Source organism: Streptomyces sp. DSM 118878 (assembly GCF_052936595.1).
This window is the reverse complement of record NZ_CP193622.1, coordinates 6,874,231-6,900,080: the sequence shown is the minus strand read 5'-3', so window position 1 is coordinate 6,900,080 and position 25,850 is coordinate 6,874,231. Positions and strand designations below refer to the sequence as shown.

The window sequence follows — 25,850 nt, the reverse complement described above, 5'->3', positions numbered from 1 at the left end:
AGGGGCGGTTTACCGCGGATATGCGTTCACGCGGATCTGCGCAGCTCGGCCGCGTCCCGCCGGAAGGCCCACACCATCTTCGGCTCCATGGCGAAGCGGAAGAGGCGCTGCACGGGCGGGGTGCACAGGAGGGTGATCACCGCGCCGGCGAACAACGTGACGGTGATCGCGCCCAGCGGCCGGTGCGGCCAGTCGGCGTCGTACCAGTCCCAGAAGCGGGAGCCCTTGGCGAGGAAGCCGTGCAGCAGGTAGCCGTAGAGCGTGCCCGCGCCGAGCACCGTGAACCACATGTGCCGGCGCGGCACCCACGCGAAGAAGCAGGCGACCAGGACCACCGAGCAGCCGAACATCGCGAGCGTCATGGGGACGCCCGTCCAGCCGGGGGCCGCCAACTCCTGAGCGCTGTCACGGCGGTAGAACCAGGCCGCGCTCATCCGCGGGGCGACCCAGTAGGCGAAGGCCAGGGCCGCGGCGAAGACCGGCAGGGAGAGCAGCCGCACCTCGCGGCGGCGCACGAGCTGGAAGTGCTCCGGCTTCAGGACGAGGCCGAGCACGAAGAACGGCAGGAACTGAAGGACCCGCTGGAGGTCCAGGTCGTCGCCGATGTCGGGCGAGACCGAGGCGAGCACGGCCACGGCCAGCGCCAGGGGCAGCGGCCACCGCACGACCTTCCACAGCGGCGTCGAGAGCCGCCAGACGAAGAGCGCGGCCAGGAACCAGGTGAGGTACCAGGGGTCGAGCAGGCTGATCGGGTACGTGGGGTCGCCGCCCGCCCAGCGCTTGAAGAAGGTGTACGCGACCTCGAAGAGGACATAGGGCACGGCGATGCCGGTCACCAGACGCTTGATGCGGCCGGGGCTCGCGTCGAAGCTGCGGGAGAAGTAGCCGGAGATGACGATGAACGCCGGCATGTGGAAGGCGTAGACGGTGATGTAGAGCGCGGCGGCGCTCCGGCTGTCGTCGCGCAGCGGCTCCCAGGCGTGGCCCATGGCCACCAGGACGATGGCCAGGTACTTGGCGTTGTCGAAGAAGGCGTCCCGCTGCTTGCCCGGCTTGCGCCCGCCCGCGCCCGGCCCCGGCGCTCCCGACGCGCGGGGTCTGCCGTGCCGCCCCGGTCTCGCGGCCGGCGTCCGCGTCGATGTCGGCGCGGGCGCGGGGACGGCCTCGGGGAGGGCTGCGCGATGGCGGCCGGGCAGGCGCGCTGTGTCGCTCACGGCACCTCCCGCAGGCAACCCGGAGCGGCGATCCTGCGTCTTACCAAGTTCGTGGGTACTGCGTCGGTGCGAGACATCCCTGGCACCCTAGCCACACGGGGCGCCAGGCGTACAACCGTGCCGCGTGTGGTCTTGCGCACCACTTCCCTCGCCCGGCGTTGCGCGTAAGGGCGGCGTGAGAGCGCCAGTTGCGCCGGACCGGACGTACGGGCCGGGTTCGAACAGTTCCGGCCCGCCCGCTCCGAAAGTGCCGGGCCCGCGCGCCGCCGTCATGGCCGGAACATCCGCGCGACGGCGGAAACACCACCCTGCCGACAGGATTCGACAGGCACCGAAAACACATCCCCCGTAATGGACCGGAAGTTGGCAGGAAACGCCTTGCGCCGCCCTCTGCCCCATCGCAGCGCTGCCCTGACATCATTTTGGCCGTGCACATGCCACAGGCACGGTGTCCGGAAATCACGGGCCTCGCCCCGGCACCCCCGATACCCGTGGGAACGCGTGTGGCTCATGGGAATTGACGGTCCATCATGACGTGCGCAACATTTTTCGGACAGACACAGAGTTTCGATTTCTCCACCGATCAGCAACACATACGGTGTTCGCTGTGGGGGGCAGGCACTGACCATGCCGGGGGGACGGTTGTGGCGGGTGCAGTTCTCGGAGGGGTAATCCCGTACGTACGGCGTTCGGCGCTTCGTGTGCGGAATTTCGATGCTTCACGTGTGGAATGACGCCGCGATCCGGTTCGACCAGCCGGGTCGCGTCGTCTCCTTGGCGCTGCCGCATGCCCTCACCCCATACGCCGTACGTAGGGCAGCAGGGGGAATTTCCACAGAAGAGGGGGGACCCTAGTGACGGAATCTCGGTCGAGTGATCCCGGATCGGAACCGAGCGGCTTACTGCTTGAAGCGTTCGATCCGCAGCTTTTCAGGGAGAACTCGGAAACCGCCCTCGCGAAACTGGAGAAACACCTGTCGGACATCTCGATCAGGGGCCTCGAACTGATCGAACCCGAGCAGCTGACCCGGTCGGCGAGGGCCTTGATGACGACCGAGCACGACACGGTCGCCGCCTTCGACGAGGAGCGGCTCACGGGCATCATCGACCTGTACGTCAGGACGGGGATCCAGGTGCTCTCGCCGGGCTACATGGGGCGGCAGTTCTCGGGGGTCGTGCCGCTCGCCGGCGTCATCGACTTCGTGAGCTCCATGGTCAGCCAGCCCGCGTCGTTCTACGAGGCGGGGCAGTTGCCCAACGCCGTGGAGCGGATCATGGCCGACGAGCTGAACCGCTTCATCGGCTACGACCCGGACCGCTTCACCATGGTGACCACCTCGGGCGGCTCGCTGGCCAACCTGACCGCGCTGCTCGCGGCGCGGAACGAGAAGCTGCCCGGCTACTGGTCACAGGGCGCGTCCGCCGTCCGCGGCCAGCCAAGGCCCGCCATCGCCGTGGGCGCGGACGTGCACTACAGCGTGGCGCGGGCGGCCGGCGTGCTCGGCATCGGCGACGCGCAGCTCGTCCGCCTGCCGCTCAACAGCCGGCAGCAGATCGACGTGGGCGAGGTGCGCGCGACCCTGGCGGCGGCCGAGCGGCAGAACCTCAAGGTCTTCTGCCTGGTCGCGTCGGCCGGCAGCACGTCGGTCGGTGCCTTCGACCCGATCGACGACCTCGCCGCCCTGGCCGCGGAGAAGGACCTCTGGCTGCACGTCGACGGCGCGCACGGCGCGAGCCTGCTCGTCTCCGACACGCTCCGCGGAAAGCTGCGGGGCATCGAGAAGGCGGACTCCCTGACCTGGGACGCGCACAAGATGATGTTCGTGCCCGCGCCCTGCACGATGCTCTTCTACCGGAACAGGGAAACAGCCCTCTCCGCGTTCCGGCAGAAGGCCAGCTACGTCTTCGAGGAGGAGCAGGACATTTACACCGCCTTCGACAGCGGGGGCAAGAACTTCGAGTGCACGAAGCGGCCGATGGTCATGACTCTCTGGGCACTGTGGGCCATTTATGGCAGGTCGCTTTTCGCGGAGAAGATCGAGTATCTGTGCCGGTTGACCGGCGAGGCCCACTCCATTCTGCGGGCCGATCCCGACTTCGAGACCCCGCACCGCCCCGAAGCGAACATTCTCTGCTTCCGGTACCACCCGGCCGGTCTCGGCGGGGGGCCGGGAAAGAAACTCGGGAGCAAGGCGCTGCACCACCTCCAGGTCGCCATCAGGAACCGCGTCAAGAGCGAGGGAAATTTCTTCATATCGAAGGTGGACATCGACGGAGTGGCCGCTCTGCGCGTGGTCATGATGAACCACCAGATCACCACGGAGCATTTCAGGATGCTGCTCTCCGAAATCAGGAGGACGGGGCAGGACCTGATCGCGGGCGACGAGGGAACCGGAAAAGCCTAGAGAGGACGGATGTTGAGTACATCTCACGCTCCACAGGTAACGCGTGTTCCACCGGAGCCATCGGCTCCGAGCGGGGCCCGTGAACTGGCCGAATGGCTCATCCCCGAATGGGAGTTGCGGCCGGAGTCCATCGAGGCCGTGACCGTGCTTCCCTCGTTCGCGAGCAAGATGCGCGAGTGCGAGAGAGTCTGCCAGACCCTCTACAGCGAGATCGCCCACGAGGTACAGGACGCCCTCGTCCTGCGCAGGCTCCAGCAGATGGTCCACACGGTGCTGCTCAATCCGCTCTGGCGCGAACGGCTGCGCGGCGCCGGCATCACGGACGCGCCGCGCACGTACGAGGAGTGGCAGCGCGTCCCGCTCTCCGACAAGGACGTCCAGCGCGACTTCTTCATGGAGTCGCGGCCCGGCATGGTGGTGCCCCTCACCCGCGGCGACTTCGAGATCGTGGCGAGCGGCGGCACCAGCGGCGGCCGCCCCCTGGAGGTCGTCTACGCCCTGCGGGAGCTGCGCGACACGTACGAGATCGCGGGCCGCTTCATGGGCGCCCATCAGCTCGCGCCGCACCTCGCGGGCACCGACCCGAAGTGGCTGTTCACCACGCTGGCCGACTACCAGATGTGGAGCAGCGGGACGATGGTCGGCGGGGTCCTCCAGCAGGTGCCCGGCGTCAACTACGTGGGAGCGGGGCCCGTCACCGCCCCGGTCCTCGAGCACATGTTCTCCTACCGGGGCCCCAAGGCCCTGATGGGGATCTCCGCGGGCATCGCGATCCTCGCGGAGCTGGGCGCGGGCATGCGCCAGGAGTACCGCGACAGCTTCCGCGTCGCCCTGTACGGCAGCGGCGTACTGCCGCAACGCAAGCGGACGGAGCTCAAGGCGCTCTACCCGAACCTGGCGATCCTCAGCTACTTCGCCGCCACCCAGGCGGAGACCGTGGGGCTCCAGCTGAACGCGGAGTCCCCCGACCTGTCGGCCGTTCCGGGGCTGCACTTCATCGAGATCGTCGACGAGGACGGGCGCCAGGTCGCCGAGGGCGAGGAGGGCGAGCTCGTCGTCACGCGGCTGCACGCGCACGAGACGCCGCTGCTGCGCCTGAAGCTGGGCGACCGGATGATCCACCGGCCGCGCACGGAGGGGCCTGGGCCGAAGACGCGGCAGTTCGAGTTCGCGGGGCGCACCGGCGACGTGCTGCACATCAACGACAGCCAGTACTCGGCGGTGCGCGCGTACGCCGTGCTGCGCGACGAGCTGCGGGCCGCCGAGGTGGTCGACCTGGACGCGGTGGCGCACGACGTGCAGTTCATCAACCACCGCGAGGGAAAGCGGATCCAGCTCGTCGTGTCGGTCGACGACGTGCTCGGCCTGACCTACCGGGCCGACACGGTGCTCGGCCCCTACGGCCTCCAGCGGCTCTTCGTGAACGCCCTGCCGCGCGCCCTCTCGCTCTTCAACCACGGGGAGGCGAACGCCGCGTCGTTCGAGGCGACCGGCTACACCTTCCAGCTCACGTTCGTACCCAGGCTGTCCGCGGAGATCGAGCGGACGGCTGTCGGAAAGGTCCCGCTGGTGCGGGACCGCGGCTAGGCGCGGGACACCGCGCGCGACCACCAGGTGCGAGAACAGGAGTGGAATGAAATCGCAGGTGAACATCATCGCCGTCGTCGACGTGATCGGGGCTCTGTCGATCAGGGGACTGCACGACGGCAACCTCTGCATGGTCGACGACGGACCGTTCGACAGTTCCCACCAGGGAACGGCGGACCTCGTCACCATCGTCAAACCGGGACAGGTCGTCTCGTGGACCGCGCTCGCCGTGGACCTCCAGACACCGGTCGAGATCAAGAACATCTCGTTCGCGCCGTCGAACGGCCATGCCACACATGGCCATGAGGCGCACGACGCCGACGTGCACGCCCCTGACGTGCACGGCCGGGCGGAGCAGGGCCCGCACACGTACGGACAGCAGGTGCCCGGCGCACACGAGCCGGAGGCCCACGGCGGAGAGGACGCCGAGGGCGCGAAGCTCGACCTCGATGTGTGGACCGGCGTGGTGCCGCACTGGATGACCCCGGGCATCCCCTACCAGTACCGCATCGAGTTCCAGATGTACGAGGGCGCACACAGCGTCATGCACGTCGAGACGCCCGCGCTGATGTGCCAGTAGCGGCCGATCCGACGAAGGCCGTGCCGGGAACGACGACGAAGGCGGAAACATGCCCCAACAGTTGGCGATCATCGTGCTCGTGGACGTCGGCAACGCGCTGGCGACCAGCACGCTCGAAGACAACACCTACCTGTTCGACAACATGAAACTGCACGGCTCCGAGAACCAGGGGACCGGCGGGCTGGTGACCGCGATCCACGGCTCCTACTGGCGCGACGGCTCCCAGGCCAGCGAGCAGGTACTCAACTGGCTGCCGTACAGCCTGGGTTCCCTCCCGCCGACCGTCCCGCGCGGCTACGAGGCCGACCGGGCACGGCAGAGCGACGAGGAGGCCCTGGCCGAGCTCCACGACCTCGCGAACAAGTCCTCGGTGGCCGGCACGGACGCGGCGGCCGAGCTGACCCGGATCCGCAGGAAGACCGGTACGCGCGTCAAGACGACGCGGCGCACCAGGGGCAGGATGTCCGGCGCCAAGATCCTCGACGTCACGGGGCAGGTCGTCGCCGAGGACAGCACGGGCGCGCACAGCTACCCGGCCCCGGTGATCACCGACATCTACGGTGAGGCGGTCGACGCCAAGATCATGTATCCGGCGGAGTACGGCTCCCCGGACATGGTGACCGACGGCTGGTACTGGTCGGCGAGCGTCGACACGTCCCGCCCCGGCACGTACTCGTACATGATGCGCATCCAGCTCCACAAGCTGGCGCAGGTCAACGGCGAGCTCCGGTGGGAACCGGTGAACCTGACCTGTCCCTCGGCCCTGAAGATCTCCTCGGAGCCGCGGCGCAACGCGTTCACCAAGGCGGGTGTCGGCCCGCTGCCGATCCCGCAAACGCCCCCCGGCCAGGGCGCCTGAAGATCCCACCGGATGAGGAGGAACGGATGACCACCAAGACGAAGCCGCCGCGGGAGACCGCCGCGAAACGACCCATCTCCATCACCGCCGTCGTGGACGCCGTGGGCGCGCTCGCGGCCGGCGACACGGTCGGCCACCTGTACATGTACGACACGAACCGCTCGGGCGGCTCCACCGGGTTCGGCACCGAGGAGCTGCGGACCAGGGCCGTGCGCGGCGACCAACTGCTGTGGAACTGTCTGGCGTTGGAGTGCGAGGCCTACGTCAGCATCGAGAGCATCGTGATCGACCCCGAGATCTGCGAGCCGGAGCGGAAGGTCTACCCCGGCACCGACGTCTCGTACTGGACCGGGACCGTGAAGAAGACGAGCCCCGAACCGATCACCTACCAGATCGCGTTCAGGCTGGGCACGCGGGACGAGCCGATCACGGCGACCCTGTCGTCGTCCCTCGTCGGCCAGTGACCCGGGCAGCCATGACCGCGTACGCGAAGGAGGAGCGGTGAGCACGAGCACGAGCACGCGCACAGGCACGGGCACGGCGGCGCGCACAGCCACGGGCACGCAGGAGAAGCAGAATCCCGGCCAGCTCAACTCGGTCCAGCTCAACATCGTCACGCTCATCAACATGGAGCGGGCGACGGAGACGGGTTCGCTGGGCGACGCGATGTACATGATGGACAACAGCGTCGGCGGCAAGGGGCAGGGCACGTCGTCCCTGGAGACGGTCTGCAAGCAGGGGCAGGTCCTCAACTGGATCGTGCGCCCCATGGACATGGAGAAGCGCCTCGACGGCACGTGGCCGCCCATGCCGAAGATCAACAACATCGTGTTCCTCGACACCGAGCTGGGCGACGAGGAGGACGTCGCGGAGCGCAGGATCTTCAACGAACTGAAGATCTACGGGATGCCGGACCGCATGCGCGACAAGTTCACGCCGGTCTACTACTACTGGGCCGGCACGGTGATGAGCACCGCCAAGCCCGGCCTCTACAGGTACCGGCTCGTGATGGAGCTGGAGCAGGAGGGCAAGAAGGAGCGGCTCTACCTGAACACGGCGATCCACCCGGCGATCAGGGTGCTCGCGGTCTGAGAATCGCGTCGACCTGCTCGCGGCACGGGCTGCGGCGGCCACTATGAACTCGATGTATACGCCGCGTGTATAGTGCTCGCATGTCCGCTGTGAACACGCCTGCTGCCTGCAAGATGACGACCCGGCCCAAGAGGTTGCGTCGTGCCGCCCCCGTCCTCGCGGCGGGGGCGGCACTCGCCCTCGCGCTGACCGGATGCACCAAGCTGGAGACCACGTCCCCCAGCTCCGTACGGAAGGGGGCGGCCGAGGCGAAGGCCGCGAAGTTCGGGACGGTCGACTGCCGCAAGGCCAAGTGCGTCGCCCTGACCTTCGACGCCGGACCGAGCGAGAACACGCCCCGGCTGCTGAAGATCCTCAGACGGGAGAGCGTGCCCGCCACGTTCTTCACCCTCGGCAAGAACCACATCGAGAAGTACCCCGAGCTGGTCAAGCAGATGGACCGCGAAGGCCACGAGGTCGCGAGCCACACCTGGTCCCACAAGATCCTCACCAAGATCGACAAGGCCGAGGCGCGCCGGGAGCTCCAGCGTCCCAACGACGCGATAGAGAAGCTCATAGGCAAGAAGCCCACGCTGATGCGGCCGCCGCAGGGACGCACCAACGGAGACATCAACAAGCTCTCCGAGGAGCTGGGCCTCTCGGAGGTGCTGTGGACCGTCACGGCCAAGGACTACACGACCAATGACTCCGCGCTGATCCAGAAGCGGGTCATCGACCAGACCGAGCGGGACGGCATCATCCTGCTGCACGACATCTACAAGGGCACCGTGCCGGCCGTGCCCGGCATCATCACCGAGCTGAAGAAGCGCGGCTACGTCTTCGTGACGGTCCCCCAGCTCCTCGCCCCCGGCAAGGCCGAGCCGGGCAAGGTCTACCGCTAGGGCCTGTCGGCGCTGGATCTCCGCGTCGGAGGGCCCGTACGGCCCCGCTCTCTGGCACGCTCGAAGGCGTGGCCGTCTTCCAGTTTGCCGAGCACTCCCCGCTGTCTCCCGCCGAGGCATGGCAGCGGCTGACCGAGTGGGAGCGGCACGGCGACTCCGTGCCCTTCACCCGCGTCACCGTCCGCACGCCGCCGCCGACCGCCGTGGGCACGCTCTTCGTCGCCCGCACCGCGCTCGGGCCCGCCGGTTTCGACGACACGATGGAGGTCGTCGAGTGGCGCCCGCCGCGGGGCGCCGCCCCGGGCCGGTGCCGCCTGGAGAAACGGGGCTCGTACGTCACGGGGTGGGCGGAGTTCCAGGTGCGCGAAGCGGTCACGGGCTCCACCGTGTCCTGGCACGAGGACCTGCGTGTGCGGTGGCTGCCGGGGTTCTTCGACGGGGTACTCGCCGCCGCGGGCCGCGTCATGTTCCGCCGGGTCGTGCGTCGGCTCACCGGGGGTGGGGCGTCGGGGCGGGGCCGAGAGCCCGTGTCATGACACAGGAGCCGTCAGGCCACCGAGCCGATCCGTTCCGCAGGCGTGCCCCCGGTGACCGGGTGGATGGGGGTGTGCGCTCCCGCGAGGGATACGCCGCTGCCGCCGCGGCGGTCGGCGACGATCTCCGAGGCGATGGAGAGGGCGGTCTCCTCGGGGGTGCGCGCCCCGAGGTCCAGGCCGATGGGTGAGCGCAGGCGGGCCAGTTCGAGTTCGGTGACGCCGACCTCGCGCAGCCGGCGGTTGCGGTCCTCGTGGGTGCGGCGCGAGCCCATGGCGCCGACGTAGGCGACGGGCAGCCGCAGCGCGAGGCGGAGCAGCGGCACGTCGAACTTGGCGTCGTGGGTCAGGACGCAGAGCACGGTGCGGGCGTCGACGCCGGTGCGCTCCAGGTACCGGTGCGGCCACTCGACGACGATGTCGTCGGCGTCGGGGAAGCGGGCGGGTGTCGCGAAGACGGGGCGGGCGTCGCACACGGTCACGTGGTAACCGAGGAACTTGCCGACGCGCACCAGCGCCGACGCGAAGTCGATCGCGCCGAAGACGATCATGCGGGGCGGCGGCACGCTGGACTCGACCAGGACCACGAGCGGCGATCCGCACCGCGAACCGTCCTCGCCGATCTCCACGGTGGCGGTGCGCCCGGCGTCGAGCAGCGCCCGGGCCTCCTGCGTCACCGTGCGGTCCAGCTCCGGATGTCCGCCGAGCCCGCCCTCGTACTGCCCGGTGGGGCGCACCAGGAGGGCGCGGCCGAGCAGTTCGGCGGGGCCCGAGGTGACCCGGGCGAGGGCCGCCGCCTCCCCCGCGGACGCGGCGGCGAGGGCGGCGGCGAGCACCGGCCTCGCCGGGGCGCCGGCGGGGACGGGGGTGACGAGGATGTCGATGACACCGCCGCAGGTCAGGCCCACGGCGAAGGCGTCCTCGTCGCTGTAGCCGAAGCGTTCGAGCACGGTCCCGCCGTCCGCGAGCGCCTGTTGGCACAGGTCGTAGACGGCGCCCTCCACACATCCGCCGGACACCGAGCCGATGGCGGTGCCGTCGGCGTCGACCGCGAGGGCGGCGCCGGGCTGCCGGGGCGCGCTCCCGCCGACCGCCACCACGGTGGCGACGGCGAAGTCACGTCCTTGCTCGACCCACCGGTCCAGCTCGTCGGCGATGTCCAGCATGTCGGCCTCCTCGAAGGCGTTCGGCGGCCCGGCGTGCCGGGCTTCGCGGATGTGGCGGGGCCGGGTGTCAGTGGACGCCCAGCCAGCTCTCGATGGGGTTGAGGGCGAAGTAGACGATGAAGACGAGCGTCAGGCCCCACATGAAGGCGCCGATCTCGCGGGCCTTGCCTTGCGCGATCTTGATGGCGACCCAGGAGATGACGCCCGCCGCGACACCGGTGGTGATGGTGTACGTGAAGGGCATGAGCACGACGGTCAGGAAGACCGGGATGGCGGTGGCGCGGTCGGCCCAGTCGACGTGCCGTGCGTTCATCATCATCATCGCTCCGATGACGACGAGCGCGGCGGAGGCGACCTCCTGGGGCACGATGGCGGTGACCGGCGTGAAGAAGAGGCAGGCCGCGAAGAAGAGGCCGGTGACGACGGAGGAGAGGCCCGTGCGGGCGCCCTCGCCGACGCCGGTCGCGGACTCGACGAACACGGTCTGTCCCGAGCCACCCGCCACGCCGCCGATGGCACCGCCGGCGCCGTCGATGAACAGCGCCTTGGAGAGGCCCGGCATGCGGCCCTTCTCGTCGGTGAGGTTGGCCTCGGTGCCGACGCCGATGATGGTGGCCATCGCGTCGAAGAAGCCGGCGAGCACGAGGGTGAAGACGATCATGCCGACGGTCATCGCGCCGACCTCGCCCCAGCCGCCGAACTCGACGTCGCCGAGGAGCGAGAAGTCGGGTGACGAGACCGCGCCGCCGTGCAGTTCGGGGGCGCCGTTCGCCCACTGCTTCGGGTCGATGACGCCGAGCGCGTTGAGTACGACGGCCACGACGGTGCCGGTGATGATGCCGATCAGGATCGCGCCGGGGGTGTTGCGCGCCTGGAGCATGAAGATCAGGAGCAGGGTGCCCGCGAAGAGCAGCACGGGCCAGCCGGTGAGCTCACCGGCCGGGCCGAGGGAGAGCGGCGCCGCCTTGCCGGGGTGCACGAAGCCGCCCTTGACGAGGCCGATGATGGCGATGAACAGGCCGATGCCCATGGTGATGCCGTGCTTCAGGGCGAGCGGGATGGCGTTCATGATCATCTCGCGCAGCCCGGTGACCACGAGAAGCATGATCACCACGCCGTACATCACGCACATGCCCATGGCCTGCGGCCAGGTCATCTCGGGCGCGACCTGGGACGAGATCACTCCGGACACGGAGAGCCCGGCGGCCAGGGCCAGCGGCACCTTGCCGACGAAGCCCATCAGGAGCGTGGTGACCGCCGCGGCGAGTGCCGTCGCGGTGACCAGGGCCTTCTGTCCCAGGGTGTCGCCCGCCGCGTCCTTGCCGGAGAGCACGACGGGGTTGAGCAGGACGATGTACGCCATCGCCATGAAGGTGGTGATGCCGCCGCGCACCTCGCGCGCGACCGTCGATCCCCGCAGGGATATGTGGAAGTACCGGTCGAGCCAGGACCTGCCGGCCGGGACGCGTGAGCCGGGGCCCGCGTCCTCCGCGGTGGTCTTGGGCTCCACTGATGAGTGGGTCATGTTGCCTACTCCCAAGGTTCACAGGGGCACCCGCACGAGTGGCGGGGTTTGGGATGGTGCATTGGCTGCACGACCCGGGGGACGGCCCGAGACGAACGACGCTCCCACGTGGGGAGGGGAGCTGGGCTCCGCGCGGTGCGGGCGGGGAAGTGTGACGTTCCTGGATTCGCCCGCACCGCTCGGAGGGCTTCGGAGGGGGATGACTCTGCCCCGGCGGGGACTACGTGCCGGTGAGGTGCTCGGGGCGTACCGGCGTCTTGTCGAGCTCCAGACCCGTCGCGTTCCGGATCGCCGCGAGGACGGCCGGGGTCGAGGACAGGGTCGGGGCCTCGCCGATGCCGCGCAGCCCGTACGGGGCGTGCTCGTCGGCGAGTTCGAGCATGTCGACCGGGATGGTCGGCGTGTCGAGGATGGTGGGGATGAGGTAGTCCGTGAAGGAGGGGTTCCTGACCTTCGCGGTCTTCGGGTCGACGATGATCTCCTCCATGACCGCGACGCCGAGGCCCTGGGTGGTGCCGCCCTGGATCTGGCCGATCACGGACAGCGGGTTGAGCGCCTTGCCGACGTCCTGGGCGACGGCGAGCTCGATGACCTTGACCAGGCCCAGCTCGGTGTCGACCTCGACGACCGCGCGGTGCGCGGCGAAGGAGTACTGGACGTGGCCGTCGCCCTGACCGGTCACGAGGTCGAAGGCCACGGTGGGGCGGTGGCGCCACTCGGCCTCGACCTCGACGCTCTCGCCCTCCAGGACGTCGACCAGGTCACCGAGGACCTCGCCGCCGTCGGTGACGACCTTGCCGCCCTCGAGGACCAGCTCGGCGGTGGCCCACGCGGGGTGGTAGGAGCCGAACTTGCGGCGGCCGATCTCCAGGACCTTCTCGCGCACCAGCTCGCAGGAGTTCTTGACGGCGCCGCCGGTCACGTACGTCTGGCGCGACGCGGACGTCGATCCCGCGCTGCCCACCTGCGTGTCGGCCGGGTGGATGGTCACCTGCGCGACGCCCAGCTCGGTCCGCGCTATCTGCGCGTGGACGGTGACACCGCCCTGCCCGACCTCGGCCATGGCCGTGTGCACGGTCGCGACGGGCTCGCCGTTGATGACCTCCATGCGCACCTTGGCGGTGGAGTAGTCGTCGAAGCCCTCGGAGAAGCCGACGTTCTTGATGCCGACCGCGTAGCCCACACCGCGTACGACGCCTTCGCCGTGCGTGGTGTTGGACAGGCCGCCCGGAAGCTGGCGCACGTCGGCGCCCTCGCTGGACTCCCACTGGCGCTCGGGCGGCAGCGGGCGGGCCTTGACGCGGCGCAGGATCTCGGCGACCGGGGCCGGTGAGTCGACCCGCTGCCCGGTCGGCAGCAGCGTGCCCTGCTCCATGGCGTTGAGCTGCCGCAGCTCGACCGGGTCCATGCCCAGCTTCGCGGCCAGCTTGTCCATCTGTGCCTCGTACGCGAAGCACGCCTGGACCGCGCCGAAGCCGCGCATGGCGCCGCAGGGCGGGTTGTTGCTGTAGAGCGCTATGGCCTCGATGTCGACGTCGTCGATCACGTACGGGCCGACGGACAGCGAGGCCGCGTTGCCGACCACGGCCGGGGACGCGGAGGCATAGGCGCCGCCGTCCAGGACGATCCGGCACTTCATGTGCGTGAGCTTGCCGTCCTTGGTGGCGCCGTGCTCGTAGTGGAGCTTCGCCGGGTGGCGGTGCACATGGCCGAAGAAGGACTCGAAGCGGTTGTAGACGATCTTGACGGGCTTGCCGGTGCGCAGCGCCAGGAGGCAGGCGTGGATCTGCATCGAGATGTCCTCGCGGCCGCCGAACGCACCGCCGACGCCGGAGAGCGTCATGCGCACCTTCTCCTCGGGCAGGCCGAGGACGGGGGCGATCTGGCCGAGGTCGGAGTGCAGCCACTGGGTGGCCACGTACAGCTCGACGCCGCCGTCCTCCGACGGCACGGCGAGACCGGACTCCGGGCCGAGGAAGGCCTGGTCCTGCATGCCGAAGGTGTACTCGCCGGTGACGATGACGTCGGCCCTCTTCGCGGCCTCGTCGGCGTTGCCGCGGATGATCGGCTGGCGGTGCACGATGTTGGGGTGCGGGACGTGACCGATGTGGTGGTCCTCGCGGCCCTCGTGGACGAGCACGGCGCCGGGAGCGGTCGCCGAGGCCTCGTCCGTGATGAGCGGCAGCTCCCTGTACTCGATCCGGATCTTGGCCGCGGCGCGGCGCGCGGTCTCCGGGTGGTCGGCGGCCACGATGGCGACCGGCTCGCCGTGGTGGCGGACCTTGCCGTGCGCGAGCACCGGGGTGTCCTGGATCTCCAGGCCGTAGTTCTTCGTCGCGGTCGGCAGGTCGTCGTAGGTCAGGACGGAGTAGACACCGTCCATCGCCAGGGCCTCCGCGGTGTCGATCGAGACGATCTCGGCGTGCGCGACGGTGCTGCGGAGCGTGTGGCCCCAGAGCATGTCCTCGTGCCACATGTCCGAGGAGTACGCGAACTCGCCGGTCACCTTCAGGGTGCCGTCGGGGCGCAGCGTCGACTCGCCGATCCCGCCCTTGGTCTGCGAACCCTGGGTGATCTTGGTGGGGGCTCCGGTCGTTCCCATGATCAGACCACGCCTTCCTGGAGTCCACGGTCCTGGCGGGCGGCCGCGAGGCGGACGGCGTCCAGGATCTTCTCGTAGCCGGTGCAACGGCAGAGGTTGCCCGAGAGCGCCTCGCGGATGTCGGCGTCGGTCGGCTGCGGGTTCTTCTCCAGCATCTCGTCGGCCGCGACGAGCAGGCCCGGGGTGCAGAAGCCGCACTGGACGGCGCCGGCGTCGATGAACGCCTGCTGCACGGGAGAGAGATCCGCGCGCGGGGAAACGCCGCCCTCGCCGGCCTGCGGGTCGGTGCCCTGGGCCTGCCACTGGCGGGCGTCCTGGAGCGAGGTGCCGCAGGCGCCGGCGGCGTGGCCGCCCCGCTCGTCGCGCTGCCTGGCGAAGTCGGCGAGGCCCTCGACGGTGACGACGTCCCGGCCCTCGGCCTGACCGGCCGCCACCAGACACGAACAGACCGGAACGCCGTCGAGGCGGACGGTGCAGGAACCGCACTCGCCCTGCTCGCAGGCGTTCTTGGAGCCCGGCAGACCCATGCGCTCACGCAGCACGTACAGGAGGGACTCGCCCTCCCAGACGTCGTCCGCTTCCTGCTGACGGCCGTTGACCGTGAAGTTCACGCGCATGATGCGACTCCCTCAGTGCTGCGGCCCTTGCCGCGGTAGGACTCCCAGGTCCAGCCGAGCGTGCGCCGGGCCATGATGCCGACGGCGTGCCGGCGGTAGCTCGCCGTGCCGCGCACATCGTCGATCGGGTTGGCGGCACCGGAGGCGAGCTCCGCGAACTGCTTGGCGATCGAGGGGGTGATGATCTTCTTGCTCTCCCAGAAGCCGCCCTCGTCGAGCGCGGCGTTCAGGAACTCCTCGGCCGCCTTCGCCCGGATCGGGGTCGGGGCCGCGGAGCCGATGCCGGTCCGCACGGTCCGGCTCTGCGGGTGCAGCGCGATGCCGAAGGCGCACACGGCGATGACCATGGCGTTGCGGGTGCCGACCTTGGAGTACTGCTGCGGCCCGTCCGCCTTCTTGATGTGGACGGCCCTGATCAGCTCGTCGGCGGCGAGCGCGTTGCGCTTCACGCCGGTGTAGAAGTCGTCGATCGGGATGAGGCGCGAGCCGCGCACCGACTCCACCTCGACCTCGCAGCCGGCGGCGAGCAGCGCCGGGTGGGCGTCACCGGCCGGGGACGCCGTGCCGAGGTTGCCTCCGACACCGCCGCGGTTGCGGATCTGCGGGGACGCGACGGTGTGCGAGGCGAGCGCGAGACCGGGCAGCTCCGTGCGGAGCTCCTCCATGATCTGCGTGTACGGGACGGAGGCACCGAGCCGGACCGTCTCCTCGCCCACCTCCCACTCGCACAGCTCGCCGACGCGGTTGAGGTCGAGCAGGTACTCGGGACGCCGGTGGTCAAAGTTGATCTCGACCATCACGTCGGTGCCACCCGCAATCGGCACAGCCGTGGGGTGCTCGGCCTTGGCGGCGAGCGCCTCCTCCCAGCTGGCGGGGCGAAGGAAGTCCATGAGGCTCTCTTCTTCGTATCGAGGGTCGTTCGCTGAGAGGGACGTCGATCAGGCCACCCGGGCCGTTGGTCCCTCGACTGCTCGTTCATGTGCTGTTAACGCGGAGTGGGGCAAGTACACCGCCCGGTACTCCGATGGGGTCAGTCACCGAAACCATGAAGGAGTTGGCTGGCCAACCCGCGCGTCTTGTAGATTCGTATGAAGAACGGGCCCCAGCAACCTCGCGGAATCCCCCGGGAAACCGGAAGCACCCGACGACACAGAGCCCCGGCGCTACGGAGCGCCTTTTCTTGTACACCCCATTCGAGACAGATCGGCGGCGACGACACATGCGGCTGCGCGCACTCCTTGACACCGACGCGCTGGGCCTGCGGCTGCTCGGCGGTGAGGACGAACTGGACCGCACCGTGCGCGGCGTGATGACCACGGACCTGCGGGACCCCAGCCGCTACCTCGCGGGCGGTGAGCTGGTCCTCACCGGCCTCGCCTGGCGCCGCGACGCCGGGGACGCCGAACCCTTCGTGCGCATCCTCGCCAACGCCGGGGTCACGGCCCTGGCGGCCGGCGAGGCCGAGCTGGGCGCCGTCCCCGACGACATCGTGCAGGCCTGCGCCCGGCACCGTCTGCCGCTCTTCGCGGTCAACGAGTCGGTGGCCTTCGCGACCATCACCGAGCACGTCGTACGCCAGGTCTCCGGCGAGCGCGCGGGCGACCTGGCGGCCGTGGTCGACCGCCACCGGCGCCTGATGACCTCCGGCCCCACGGGCGGCGGCCCCGACGTCGTCCTCGACCTGCTCGGCACCGACCTGGACCTGCGGGCCTGGGTCCTCTCCCCCGCGGGACGCACCGTCGCGGGATCGAGCGCCGGCGGCACGGCCCTGCCACGGCCCGTCCGCGCCCGCCTCGCCGGGGAGCACCTGGCCGCCACCCGCACCGGCCGCCGCGGCCCGCACCGCGTGGCGGTGGAGGGCGTGACGTACTCGCTGTTCCCCATTCGGCCCAGAGCGGCCCTGCCCGCCGCGGGGGGCCAGGCGCGCGGCGCGGCGGGGGCCACGCGTGACGTGCGCGAGACCCTCCTGTCGGACTGGCTGCTCGCCGTGGAGGCCGACGCGGGCGACTGGCCCGAGGAGCGCCTCGACCTGTTGCAGGGCGTGACCCAGCTCATCGCCGTCGAGCGCGACCGGCGCGACGCGGCCCGCACCGTCCGCCGCCGCCTGGCCCAGGACGTCCTGGAACTGGTGCAGACGGGCGCGGCCCCCGCGGAGATCGCCGCCCGCCTGCGGGTGGCGGCGCCCGTGCTCCTGCCCGGCCTCGGCGCGGCCCCGCACTGGCAGGTCGTGGTGGCCCGCGTCGAGTGGGAGGACGCGGCGATCGAGAGCGGCCCGGTGGCCCAGTCGCTCCTGGAGGAGATCCTCGTCGCCCCTCTCGCCGCCGGATCCGAGCCCTCCGACCGCATCGCGGTCGCGCACACCGGCGACGAGGCCATCGCGCTGGTGCCGCTCCCCGCGGTCTCCACCGAGCACGACGGCTCGGAGACGGGCCTGCTCGCCGACGCGCTCCTGGAGTCGGTACGCGGCCCGCTCTCGGCGGGCCTGGACGACGACGGCCGCCTCACCCTCGGCGTCAGCGCCTCCGTCCACTCGGCGGAGGGTCTGCGCGGCGCCCTGGAGGAGGCGCGGCACGCCCGCCGGGTCGCCGCCGCCCGCCCCGGCCGGGTCTGCGCGGCCGGGCACCAGGAGCTGGCCTCCCACGTGCTGCTGCTCCCCTTCGTGCCGGACGACGTGCGCCGGGCGTTCACCGCCCGCCTCCTCGACCCGCTGCGCGAGTACGACAAGCGCCACCGGGCCGAGCTGGTCCCCACCCTGGAGGCGTTCCTCGACTGCGACGGCTCGTGGACGCGGTGCGCGGCGCGGCTGCACCTGCACGTCAACACCTTGCGCTACCGGGTGGGCCGTATCGAGCAGTTGACGGGCCGCGACCTCTCGCGCCTGGAGGACAAGCTCGATTTCTTCCTCGCCCTGCGCATGAGCTGAGGAAAGACCCCGGAAGCGGGACTGGGCGGCCGCGTCCGCCGGCCGGCCCAGGACCGTTTCCCCGCCCACCCTTTGTGAATTCTTTCACCCGGCCTCTTGGCCCGGTGCCGCCATCCGTGCTGAGATGCGCCCACGACTCAACAGCTCAATGGTGTGCTCGGGGAGGGCAACGTGGCGCATACCGCCATGTCTGGTACCGGAACGACTGCAGGGGACGATCCACTCCAGACCGCGGTATGGCGGCTGCGCTCGCGCGGCTGCTGGACCGACGCGGCAGCCCTCCTGGCCCCGCGGCCCGGACCCGGCCCCGCGGTGCAGCGGACGGCGCTCCTCGTCGAGCGCTGCCTGTTCACCGGGGACGGCTGGGGCGAGGCCGAGGACGGCCTGCGCACCGCGGAGGCCCTGGCCGAGGACGACGACGACCGGGGCGCCGCGGCCTGCGAGCGCGGCCAACTGGCGTACGCGTCCACGGTGTTGGGGGTACGCGACCGGGCCGACGAGGCGCGGACCGCGCTCGGCAGGGCCGCCGCGCTGCTCGCCCCGAACGCCGCGCGGCGCCCCCTGCTCGACTTCCGCCGGGGGCTCATCGCCGAGCACATCGCGGGCTCCCCGCAGGCCGCGAAGGCCGCGTACCGCAGGGCTCACGCCGGCGCCACGGCGCACGCCGACGCCCTGCTGCTCTCGTTCACCTGGCGGCACCTGGCCGGACTCGCCCTGCGCGACGGAGAGCTGGCGGAGGCGCGGCACGGCTTCACGGAGTCGCTGCGCATCCGGGAGGAACTGGGCTACCTGGTCGGCACCGCCCCGGCCCTCGCGGCCCTCGCCGACGCGGAGCCCGAGCCGGAGGCCACCCGGCTGCGCGCGGAGGCCACCCGCCTCTTCCGCCTGCTGGGGGGCGTGCCCGCCTGGCTCTCCCAGCACCTGACCCCACCGGCACCGGCGCTCTGAGGAGGGGGGCGGGAGCGGCGGCCCGGCGGAACCCTAGGGCCTGCCGTCCGCTTCCGCGAAGTGCTTTTCGACCAGGGGCGGTACGGCGTCCAAGTCCTGGGCCACGAGCGCTTCGAGGAGGGCCATGTGCTCCGCCGCGTCCGCCACGAGACCGGCCCTGCGGCCCGCCGCGGGGCCGCCGAGCAGGGGCCACTGGGAGCGCCGGTGCAGATCGCCGGCGACCTGGACGAGCCGCTGGTTGCCGCCGAGGGCGAGCACCGCGCCGTGGAAGGCGCGGTCCGCCTCCGCGTAGCGCGCGAGGTCACCGCCCGCCGCCGCCGTCACGGTCGCCTCGGCGAGCGGGAACAGCCCCCGCCAGCGCGCCGCGGGGACGGTGCGGGCGAGCCGCAGCATCACCGGCACCTCGATCAGGGCCCGCACCTCCGCCAGCTCCTCCAGCTCCCGGGCGCTGTGCTCGGTGACCCGGAAGCCGCGGTTCGGGACGACCTCGACGGCCCCTTCCGTGGCGAGCTGCTGCATGGCCTCGCGGACGGGGGTCGCGGAGACGCCGAAGCGCTCGCCGAGCACCGGCGCGGAGTAGACCTCGCCCGGCCTGAGTTCGCCGCTCACGAGCGCGGCCCGCAGCGCGTCGAGGATCTGCCCCCGTACGGAGGTGCGCCGCACCACCCTGCGCGGCTGGTCCACCCCGCGCGGCCGCTCCGCCCCGGGCGGCTGCTCGGCCGCGCCGTGCGTGTGCTCCCCGCGCGCGGTCACGGTCGGCCTGCGGTCCCCCGGCCCCGGCTGCTCCGGCACCCGGAGGCGCGGCATCCCCGCGACGCGGTCCACCCCACGCGCTCCGGCCTGCTCCACCACGTTCACCCGCGTCCATTCGCGTCCAGCCACCGAAAAGGTACGAGAGGCACCCTAGGCGGACACGTCCGCGGTTGAAACCTCGATCATGTCGGGTAAGGTAAGGCTTACCTGCAATCGATCGCGATTCGGTGGTCCCCGCATGTCCGTTCAGACCTTGGCAGCGCCCGCCCTGAGCGCCCCCAGCGCCGTGGCGGACTCCTACGCCCGCCTCTCCGAGGTGTACTCCGGCCTGCGCGTCACCGAATTCGGCCACGAGGAACAGGCCCCACAGGGCGGCGGCTGGGTCACCGCCGCCCGGCTCGCGGAGGGCGGGGCCGACCTCGACGCGTTTCTGGCCTGGGACAGCGCGCAGGTGCTGAAGGACTACGGCGTCCGGGCACGGCCGGACGTGATCGCGAGCTTCGGCCTGCACCGGTACGCCTGGCCGGCCACCCTGCTGATCACCGTCCCCTGGTTCCTGCACCGCCGCGTCCCGCGCTACCCCGTACGGAACGTCTCCTTCCAGCGCACCCTGGGCCGCATGGCCGTACGCGCCGAGAGCTTCGCCTGTCTGCCGGACGACCCGGCCGCCGCGCTGCCCGGCGCCCGTGTCGTACCGGACGAGGAGGCGCTGCGCGCGGAGGTCAGGGAGGCGGTCGCCGAGCACCTCGGTCCGCTCCTCGACGGCTTCGGCCCCCGGATGCGGCGCCGCTCGCGCGCCCTGTGGAGCGTCGCCACCGACGAGATCGTCGAGGGCCTCTGGTACGTCGCGCATCTCCTCGGCGAGGAACGGCGCGCCATGACGGAGCTGGAGCGGCTGCTTCCGGGCGCCACCAAGCCGTACGTGGGCACGGCCGGTTTCCGGGAGCTGACGGGCCCCGACGGCGAGGCGCTGCCGACCCGGGACCGGGCGAGCTGCTGCATGTTCTACACCCTGCGCCCCGAGGACACCTGCGTCACCTGTCCGCGCACCTGTGACGCGGAGCGCGTCGCCCGGCTGAGCGCCGCCGCTACGCCGAACTGAACCCGCGCCGCGCTTCGAACCACCCTTTCGCGTCCACCTAATCGAACCCAACGCCCGCTCCTCCGAGGCGTGTTCGAGTAAAAGCGCGTTCTCCGTTCTCCCTGGCACCCCCTTGGCGTCTTCTTGCCCCGAAATCCCTTGTGGGCCCTCGCGATCGGGTCAATATGGCGCCGAAACGCCCTACCGCGACGCAAGGGACCCCAGATGAGACTGACCGACATATCGCTGGACTGGCTGCTCCCCGGCTGCGTCCTGCTCCTGGGCGTACTGGTGGCGGTGGCCGTGCTCGCGCGCGGGAAGCGCGGCCCCGCGAAAACGGGCAAGGGCGCCTCGGCCGACGACTCGTGGGAACGCAGCGAGGAGCGCCGCAGGCGCAAGGAGGCGATCTACGGCAGCGCCTCCTACGTCCTGCTGTTCTGCTGTGCCGCGGTCGCCGCCGCGCTCTCCTTCCACGGGCTCGTCGGCTTCGGCCGGCAGAACCTGAGCCTCTCCGGCGGCTGGGAGTACCTCGTCCCCTTCGGCCTGGACGGCGCGGCGATGTTCTGCTCCGTCCTGGCCGTGCGCGAGGCCAGCCACGGCGACGCGGCGCTCGGCTCGCGGCTGCTCGTGTGGACGTTCGCCGGGGCCGCGGCCTGGTTCAACTGGGTGCACGCGCCGAGGGGCCTCGGCCACGCGGGTGCCCCGCAGTTCTTCGCGGGGATGTCGCTCTCGGCGGCGGTGCTCTTCGACCGTGCGCTGAAGCAGACCCGCAGGGCCGCACTGCGGGAGCAGGGCCTCGTGCCGCGTCCGCTGCCGCAGATCCGCATCGTGCGGTGGCTGCGCGCGCCCCGGGAGACCTTCGGCGCCTGGTCGCTGATGCTCCTGGAAGGCGTGCGTTCCCTGGACGAGGCCGTCGAGGAGGTGCGGGAGGACCGCAAGGAGAAGGAACGCACCCGGCTGCACCGGCGCGACAAGGAGAAGCTGGAGCGCGCCCAGCTCAAGGCGATCAGCCGCGGTCAGCGCGGCTACGCCAGGGGCGGCCGCCAGGTCGACGTGCAGGCCGTCCCGTCGGGTGCCGGGTCCGCGCAGGTCGGCGCGGACCCTGCCATAGCGGCGCAGGACCAGCCGCCGCTACGCGCCCGGCCCTCCCTCCAGGCCGTCAAGGGTGACTCCGATGCCGCCGTCACCGTCGACCTCACGGCGGAGGACGACACCCAGGCACTGCCCCGGCTCGACTCCCTGGAGCGAAAGCTCAAGGACCTGGAGCAGCAGTTCGGCTGACCCCCGCCCCCGCCCGGCAAGCACAGAGCGGCGGTGCCCCGGCCAGGCGGTGCCACCGCCAGGCCCGTGCCACCGCCGCTCAGGCCACGCTGCCGCTGCCGCTGCCGCTGCCCAGTTCGAACCACACCGCCTTGCCCACGCCGTGGGCACGCACCCCCCACGCGTCGGCGAGGGACTGGACGAGGACCAGGCCCCGGCCGTGCGTACCGTCGTCGGTGGCCGGTGTTCGTGGTCGGGGGCGGCTTCCCGTGAAGTCCCGCACCTCGACGCGCAGGCCGCGCGGGCTCACGGTCGCGGTGACGACCGCGTCGTGATCGGTGTGCACCAGTGCGTTGGTGACCAGTTCGCTGGTGAGCAGTTCGGCCACGTCTGCCGTCCCCGGCCTTTCCCAGGGTCTCAGGAATTCCCTCAGGGCTCTCCTGACCTCGGACACCGCGCGCAGATCCGCTTTCGCCAGCTTGCGCCTGAGCTGGGCCGTGCCCGGGCCCACCGGCAGCTCACCGGCGTTCCTTTCCGCTGCGCTCGGCGACGAGTCCCCCAGCCCCCCGGGGGCACGTCCACGTGTCTGCCTCGTCATGTTCCCCGCCCACAGAGCGATGTTTTGGCCTCCTAGCTCGAACTTCTTCTCGGAATGCATGCCCCGGGCCCGCACCCGCACTCCTGTCGAATCGTCAACCATCGGCAGGGGTGTTCCCTGGGCCCACGGGGAAGTGAAGCCGTGGACCCCCGCCTCCGAGCGTTCCGAGGAGCCCGCGTGCACGACGACAGACTGCTGGTGGAAGGCCGCCTGGAGCGGGCGCTGCGCCAGTTCATCCGCCCCGCCCAGTACGCCGAAAAGGCGCCGCTGACCCTCTCCGTCTGGCACGCGCCGGGCGAGCCGGTGCCCGTCTCGGCCGCGCTCGAAGCGTCGTACGAGCCCTTCGAGACCGGCATGGAGTGGGGAAAGCCCTGGTCAACGAGTTGGTTCCGGCTCAAGGGAGTGGTACCGGGCCAGTGGCGCGGACGCCGGGTCGAAGTGGTCGTCGACCCCGGGTTCAGCGGTGAAGGACCGGGATTCCAGGCGGAAGGGCTCGTGTACGACGCGGCGGGCGTCCCGATCAAGGGAGTTCACCCGCGCAACCGGCATATTCCCGTGGCCTCACCGGCCGAGGGCGGTGAGCCGGTGCACCTACTCCTGGAGGCGGCGGCCAACCCTGCCGTACTGCACGACTTCGTGCCGACGCCCCTTGGCGACGTCCTGACCGCAGGCAGTACTCCGATCTACCGATTCGCGTCTGCCGATCTGGCCGTACTGGACGAGGACGTGTGGCGACTTGTCCTGGACATCGAGGTCCTGACCGAACTGATGGCCGAACTGGAGGCCGACCGGCCGCGCCGCCATGAGATCCTGCGCGCCCTGGAGGACATGCTCGACGCCCTCGATCTGCACGACGTGTCCGGCACGGCCGCCGCCGCGCGCGCCGAGCTCGCCGAGGTCCTTTCGAGGCCCGCGCACGCCAGCGCGCACCGCGTGTCGGCGACCGGGCACGCGCACATCGACTCGGCGTGGCTGTGGCCGCTGCGGGAAACGGTACGCAAGGCTTCGCGGACGTTTGCCAATGTGACCGCCCTGGCCGAGGAGTATCCGGAGCTGGTCTTCGCCTGTTCGCAGGCGCAGCAGTACGCCTGGGTGAAGGAGCACCAGCCGCACATCTGGGAGCGGATCAAGAAGGCGGTCGCGGACGGCACGTGGGCGCCGGTGGGCTCGATGTGGGTCGAGTCGGACGCCAACATGCCGGGCGGCGAGGCGCTCGCCCGGCAGATCACGCACGGCATGCGGTTCTTCCGCGAGGAACTGGGGGTGGAGACGGAGGAGATCTGGCTGCCGGACTCCTTCGGGTACACCGCCGCCTTCCCGCAGCTCGCGAAGCTCGCGGGCATCCGCTGGTTCCTCACGCAGAAGCTGAGCTGGAACCAGTCGAACAAGATGCCGCACCACACCTTCTGGTGGGAGGGCATCGACGGGACCCGCGTCTTCACCCACTTCCCGCCCGTGGACACCTACAACTCCCAGTTCCACGGCGCCGAACTCGCGCACGCCGAGCGGAACTTCGCCGACAAGGGCCGCGCGAGCCGCTCCCTGGTGCCGTTCGGCTGGGGCGACGGCGGGGGCGGACCCACCCGGGAGATGATGGAGCGGGCACGGCGGCTCCGCTCCCTGGAGGGCTCGCCGCGCGTCGAGATCGAGAAGCCGTCGGCGTTCTTCGCGGCGGCCGAGGAGGAGTACGGCGCCTTGGCCCCCGTCTGGTCGGGCGAGCTGTACCTGGAGCTGCACCGCGCCACGTACACGACGCAGGCGGCGACCAAGCGCGGCAACCGCCGCACCGAACACGCCCTGCGCGAGGCGGAGTTGTGGTGCACGGCCGCGGCGGTGCGCAACCCCGCGTACGTGTACCCGTACGACACCCTGGACCGCCTGTGGAAGACCGTGCTGCTGCACCAGTTCCACGACATCCTGCCGGGGTCCTCGATCGCCTGGGTGCACCGGGAGGCGCGGGAGACCTACGAGCGGGTCCTCGCCGAGCTGGACGAGGTCACCGCGGCGGCCGTGCGGTCGCTCGGCGCGGGCGGCCCCGCGGTCCTGAACGCCTCGCCGTACGCCCGTGACGAGGTCGTGGACACCGCAGAGGGCACCCTGGCGCGCGTCGATGTGCCGGCGCTCGGCACGCGGAGCCTGGACACCGCCGGCGGCGCCGGGTCCGGCGCGGTCGCGCACACCACCGGGGAGACCATCCTCCTCACCAACGAGCACCTGAGCGTGAGCGTCGACGCCGCCGGGCTGCTCACCTCGGTCATGGACCTGGACGCCGGGCGCGAGGTGCTCGCCGCCCCCGGCAACCTCCTCCAGCTCCACCCCGACCACCCCACGCACTACGACGCCTGGGACCTCGACAAGCACTACCGGCGGCGGCACACCGACCTCACCGGGGCCGACTCCGTCGAGCTGGTCGAGGACGGGCCGCTGCGGGTCGCGGTGCGGGTGGTGCGCGCCTTCGGGAAGTCCCGGATCACCCAGGAGATCCGGCTCGACGCGGGCAGCAGGCGGCTCGACGTCGTCACGGACGTCGACTGGCGCGAGTCGGAGAAGGTGCTCAAGGCCGCGTTCCCGCTCGATGTGCACGCCGAGCGCTCGGCCGCCGAGATCCAGTTCGGCCATGTGCACCGGCCGACCCACGCCAACACCGGGTGGGACGCCGCGCGGTACGAGATCTGCGCGCACCGCTGGCTGCGCGTCGCCGAGGAGGGCTACGGCGTGGCGCTGCTCAACGACGCGACGTACGGCCACGACGTCACCCGCGCCGAGCACGGCGGGGCGCTCGGCACGACCGTGCGGCTCACGCTGCTGCGGGCCCCGCACAGCCCGGACCCCGAGACCGACCAGGGCACGCACCGCTTCACGTACGCGCTGCTGCCCGGGGCGACGACGGGCGACGCGGTGGCCCAGGGCCTGGCGCTGAACCTGCCGCTGCGCGTGGCCTCCGCGCCCGTGCTCGCGCCGCTGGTGAGCGTCGACCACCCGGGGGTCACCGTCGAGTCCGTCAAGCTCGCCGACGACCGCGGCGGGGACGTGATCGTCCGTCTCTACGAGTCGCGCGGCGGCCGGGCAGCGGCCACGCTCGCCACGTCGTTCCCCGTGGCGCGGGCGGAGGTCACCGACCTGCTCGAACGGCCGCTGCACGACGCCGAGACGGGCGAGGCCGGACTGACGCTCACCCTGCGGCCGTTCCAGATCGTCACCCTGCGGCTGCGGCCGGCCTGAGAGC

Annotated in this window: 21 protein-coding genes; 13 read left to right on the top strand and 8 right to left on the bottom strand. The window is 71.1% G+C overall.

Translation table 11 applies throughout. The annotated features are described in order from the left end of the window. Nucleotides 1-26: 26 nt before the first annotated feature. Complete coding sequence (locus ACRAKF_RS30500; RefSeq protein ID WP_447040791.1) at nucleotides 27-1,214, bottom strand: acyltransferase family protein; 1,188 nt, start codon at nucleotides 1,212-1,214, stop codon at nucleotides 27-29. Nucleotides 1,215-2,260: 1,046 nt separating this feature from the next. Between ACRAKF_RS30500 and ACRAKF_RS30495 the strand changes: the two genes are divergently transcribed. The 8 genes from ACRAKF_RS30495 to ACRAKF_RS30460 all read left to right on the top strand — a co-directional run bounded on the left by ACRAKF_RS30495 (nucleotide 2,261) and on the right by ACRAKF_RS30460 (nucleotide 9,154). Next, a complete protein-coding gene (locus ACRAKF_RS30495; RefSeq protein ID WP_447040790.1) occupies nucleotides 2,261-3,619 on the top strand; it encodes a pyridoxal phosphate-dependent decarboxylase family protein in 1,359 nt (452 codons plus the stop codon). Nucleotides 3,620-3,757: 138 nt separating this feature from the next. Beyond that, entirely contained in the window at nucleotides 3,758-5,206 is a 1,449-nt protein-coding gene (locus ACRAKF_RS30490; protein ID WP_447040789.1) for a hypothetical protein, read from the top strand. Nucleotides 5,207-5,252: 46 nt separating this feature from the next. Beyond that, nucleotides 5,253-5,786: a hypothetical protein gene (locus ACRAKF_RS30485; RefSeq protein ID WP_447040787.1), complete on the top strand. Its 534-nt coding sequence runs from the start codon at nucleotides 5,253-5,255 to the stop codon at nucleotides 5,784-5,786. Between the two features lie 49 nt (nucleotides 5,787-5,835). Next, nucleotides 5,836-6,645, top strand: coding sequence for a hypothetical protein (locus tag ACRAKF_RS30480; protein ID WP_447040786.1), 810 nt, complete (start codon nucleotides 5,836-5,838; stop codon nucleotides 6,643-6,645). Between the two features lie 26 nt (nucleotides 6,646-6,671). Beyond that, nucleotides 6,672-7,109 carry a hypothetical protein gene (locus tag ACRAKF_RS30475; RefSeq protein ID WP_447040785.1) on the top strand — a complete coding sequence of 146 codons (438 nt, stop codon included), beginning with the start codon at nucleotides 6,672-6,674 and terminating at the stop codon, nucleotides 7,107-7,109. Nucleotides 7,110-7,146: 37 nt separating this feature from the next. Beyond that, nucleotides 7,147-7,737 carry a hypothetical protein gene (locus ACRAKF_RS30470; protein WP_447040784.1) on the top strand — a complete coding sequence of 197 codons (591 nt, stop codon included), beginning with the start codon at nucleotides 7,147-7,149 and terminating at the stop codon, nucleotides 7,735-7,737. Between the two features lie 80 nt (nucleotides 7,738-7,817). Then, nucleotides 7,818-8,618 carry a polysaccharide deacetylase family protein gene (locus tag ACRAKF_RS30465; RefSeq protein ID WP_447040783.1) on the top strand — a complete coding sequence of 267 codons (801 nt, stop codon included), beginning with the start codon at nucleotides 7,818-7,820 and terminating at the stop codon, nucleotides 8,616-8,618. Between the two features lie 68 nt (nucleotides 8,619-8,686). Continuing rightward, nucleotides 8,687-9,154: an SRPBCC family protein gene (locus ACRAKF_RS30460; RefSeq protein WP_447040782.1), complete on the top strand. Its 468-nt coding sequence runs from the start codon at nucleotides 8,687-8,689 to the stop codon at nucleotides 9,152-9,154. Between the two features lie 11 nt (nucleotides 9,155-9,165). Here ACRAKF_RS30460 and ACRAKF_RS30455 read toward each other — a convergent pair whose 3' ends face one another. The 5 genes from ACRAKF_RS30455 to ACRAKF_RS30435 form a co-directional block, all read right to left on the bottom strand. Next, on the bottom strand, nucleotides 9,166-10,317 hold the full coding sequence (locus ACRAKF_RS30455) for an XdhC family protein (RefSeq protein WP_447040781.1): 1,152 nt from the start codon (nucleotides 10,315-10,317) through the stop codon (nucleotides 9,166-9,168). 67 nt (nucleotides 10,318-10,384) lie between these two features. After that, entirely contained in the window at nucleotides 10,385-11,842 is a 1,458-nt protein-coding gene (locus tag ACRAKF_RS30450; RefSeq protein WP_447040780.1) for an NCS2 family permease, read from the bottom strand. A gap of 220 nt (nucleotides 11,843-12,062) precedes the next feature. Continuing rightward, nucleotides 12,063-14,444 carry a xanthine dehydrogenase family protein molybdopterin-binding subunit gene (locus ACRAKF_RS30445; RefSeq protein ID WP_447040779.1) on the bottom strand — a complete coding sequence of 794 codons (2,382 nt, stop codon included), beginning with the start codon at nucleotides 14,442-14,444 and terminating at the stop codon, nucleotides 12,063-12,065. Nucleotides 14,445-14,446: 2 nt separating this feature from the next. Continuing rightward, on the bottom strand, nucleotides 14,447-15,061 hold the full coding sequence (locus tag ACRAKF_RS30440) for a (2Fe-2S)-binding protein (protein WP_447040778.1): 615 nt from the start codon (nucleotides 15,059-15,061) through the stop codon (nucleotides 14,447-14,449). Then, nucleotides 15,052-15,951: an FAD binding domain-containing protein gene (locus ACRAKF_RS30435; RefSeq protein WP_447040776.1), complete on the bottom strand. Its 900-nt coding sequence runs from the start codon at nucleotides 15,949-15,951 to the stop codon at nucleotides 15,052-15,054. The genes ACRAKF_RS30440 and ACRAKF_RS30435 overlap by 10 nt, the downstream gene beginning before the upstream one ends. Before the next feature lie 329 nt (nucleotides 15,952-16,280). Between ACRAKF_RS30435 and ACRAKF_RS30430 the strand changes: the two genes are divergently transcribed. Together ACRAKF_RS30430 and ACRAKF_RS30425 are read left to right on the top strand one after the other, a co-directional pair. Continuing rightward, nucleotides 16,281-17,984, top strand: a complete 1,704-nt coding sequence (locus ACRAKF_RS30430) for a PucR family transcriptional regulator (protein WP_447040774.1) — start codon at nucleotides 16,281-16,283, stop codon at nucleotides 17,982-17,984. 171 nt (nucleotides 17,985-18,155) lie between these two features. Next, on the top strand, nucleotides 18,156-18,932 hold the full coding sequence (locus ACRAKF_RS30425; RefSeq protein WP_447040772.1) for a hypothetical protein: 777 nt from the start codon (nucleotides 18,156-18,158) through the stop codon (nucleotides 18,930-18,932). Between the two features lie 33 nt (nucleotides 18,933-18,965). Here the strand turns inward: ACRAKF_RS30425 and ACRAKF_RS30420 are convergent, their stop codons facing one another. Next, nucleotides 18,966-19,739: a GntR family transcriptional regulator gene (locus ACRAKF_RS30420; protein WP_447042253.1), complete on the bottom strand. Its 774-nt coding sequence runs from the start codon at nucleotides 19,737-19,739 to the stop codon at nucleotides 18,966-18,968. Nucleotides 19,740-19,923: 184 nt separating this feature from the next. Between ACRAKF_RS30420 and ACRAKF_RS30415 the strand changes: the two genes are divergently transcribed. Both ACRAKF_RS30415 and ACRAKF_RS30410 read left to right on the top strand, forming a co-directional pair. Further along, a complete protein-coding gene (locus ACRAKF_RS30415; RefSeq protein ID WP_447040770.1) occupies nucleotides 19,924-20,787 on the top strand; it encodes a (2Fe-2S)-binding protein in 864 nt (287 codons plus the stop codon). A 204-nt stretch (nucleotides 20,788-20,991) separates the two neighbouring features. Further along, nucleotides 20,992-22,047, top strand: coding sequence for a DUF2637 domain-containing protein (locus tag ACRAKF_RS30410; protein ID WP_447040768.1), 1,056 nt, complete (start codon nucleotides 20,992-20,994; stop codon nucleotides 22,045-22,047). A gap of 79 nt (nucleotides 22,048-22,126) precedes the next feature. Here ACRAKF_RS30410 and ACRAKF_RS30405 read toward each other — a convergent pair whose 3' ends face one another. Continuing rightward, a complete protein-coding gene (locus ACRAKF_RS30405) occupies nucleotides 22,127-22,624 on the bottom strand; it encodes an ATP-binding protein (protein ID WP_447040767.1) in 498 nt (165 codons plus the stop codon). Nucleotides 22,625-22,801: 177 nt separating this feature from the next. Here ACRAKF_RS30405 and ACRAKF_RS30400 point away from each other — a divergent pair, with 177 nt between their 5' ends. Then, nucleotides 22,802-25,846, top strand: a complete 3,045-nt coding sequence (locus ACRAKF_RS30400) for an alpha-mannosidase (RefSeq protein WP_447040766.1) — start codon at nucleotides 22,802-22,804, stop codon at nucleotides 25,844-25,846. Nucleotides 25,847-25,850: the final 4 nt, after the last annotated feature.

Excerpts from the sequence above, each read along its gene's own strand:
- ACRAKF_RS30405 (WP_447040767.1), bottom strand. The coding sequence starts at position 22,624 with ATGACGAGGCAGACACGTGGACGTGCCCCCGGGGGGCTGGGGGACTCG.
- ACRAKF_RS30440 (WP_447040778.1), bottom strand. The coding sequence starts at position 15,061 with ATGCGCGTGAACTTCACGGTCAACGGCCGTCAGCAGGAAGCGGACGAC.
- ACRAKF_RS30475 (WP_447040785.1), top strand. The coding sequence starts at position 6,672 with ATGACCACCAAGACGAAGCCGCCGCGGGAGACCGCCGCGAAACGACCC.
- ACRAKF_RS30485 (WP_447040787.1), top strand. The coding sequence starts at position 5,253 with ATGAAATCGCAGGTGAACATCATCGCCGTCGTCGACGTGATCGGGGCT.
- ACRAKF_RS30495 (WP_447040790.1), top strand. The coding sequence starts at position 2,261 with ATGACGACCGAGCACGACACGGTCGCCGCCTTCGACGAGGAGCGGCTC.
- ACRAKF_RS30480 (WP_447040786.1), top strand. The coding sequence starts at position 5,836 with ATGCCCCAACAGTTGGCGATCATCGTGCTCGTGGACGTCGGCAACGCG.
- ACRAKF_RS30455 (WP_447040781.1), bottom strand. The coding sequence starts at position 10,317 with ATGCTGGACATCGCCGACGAGCTGGACCGGTGGGTCGAGCAAGGACGT.
- ACRAKF_RS30450 (WP_447040780.1), bottom strand. The coding sequence starts at position 11,842 with ATGACCCACTCATCAGTGGAGCCCAAGACCACCGCGGAGGACGCGGGC.
- ACRAKF_RS30420 (WP_447042253.1), bottom strand. The coding sequence starts at position 19,739 with ATGCCGCGCCTCCGGGTGCCGGAGCAGCCGGGGCCGGGGGACCGCAGG.
- ACRAKF_RS30435 (WP_447040776.1), bottom strand. The coding sequence starts at position 15,951 with ATGGACTTCCTTCGCCCCGCCAGCTGGGAGGAGGCGCTCGCCGCCAAG.
- ACRAKF_RS30415 (WP_447040770.1), top strand. The coding sequence starts at position 19,924 with ATGTCCGTTCAGACCTTGGCAGCGCCCGCCCTGAGCGCCCCCAGCGCC.
- ACRAKF_RS30430 (WP_447040774.1), top strand. The coding sequence starts at position 16,281 with ATGCGGCTGCGCGCACTCCTTGACACCGACGCGCTGGGCCTGCGGCTG.
- ACRAKF_RS30445 (WP_447040779.1), bottom strand. The coding sequence starts at position 14,444 with ATGGGAACGACCGGAGCCCCCACCAAGATCACCCAGGGTTCGCAGACC.
- ACRAKF_RS30465 (WP_447040783.1), top strand. The coding sequence starts at position 7,818 with ATGTCCGCTGTGAACACGCCTGCTGCCTGCAAGATGACGACCCGGCCC.
- ACRAKF_RS30410 (WP_447040768.1), top strand. The coding sequence starts at position 20,992 with ATGAGACTGACCGACATATCGCTGGACTGGCTGCTCCCCGGCTGCGTC.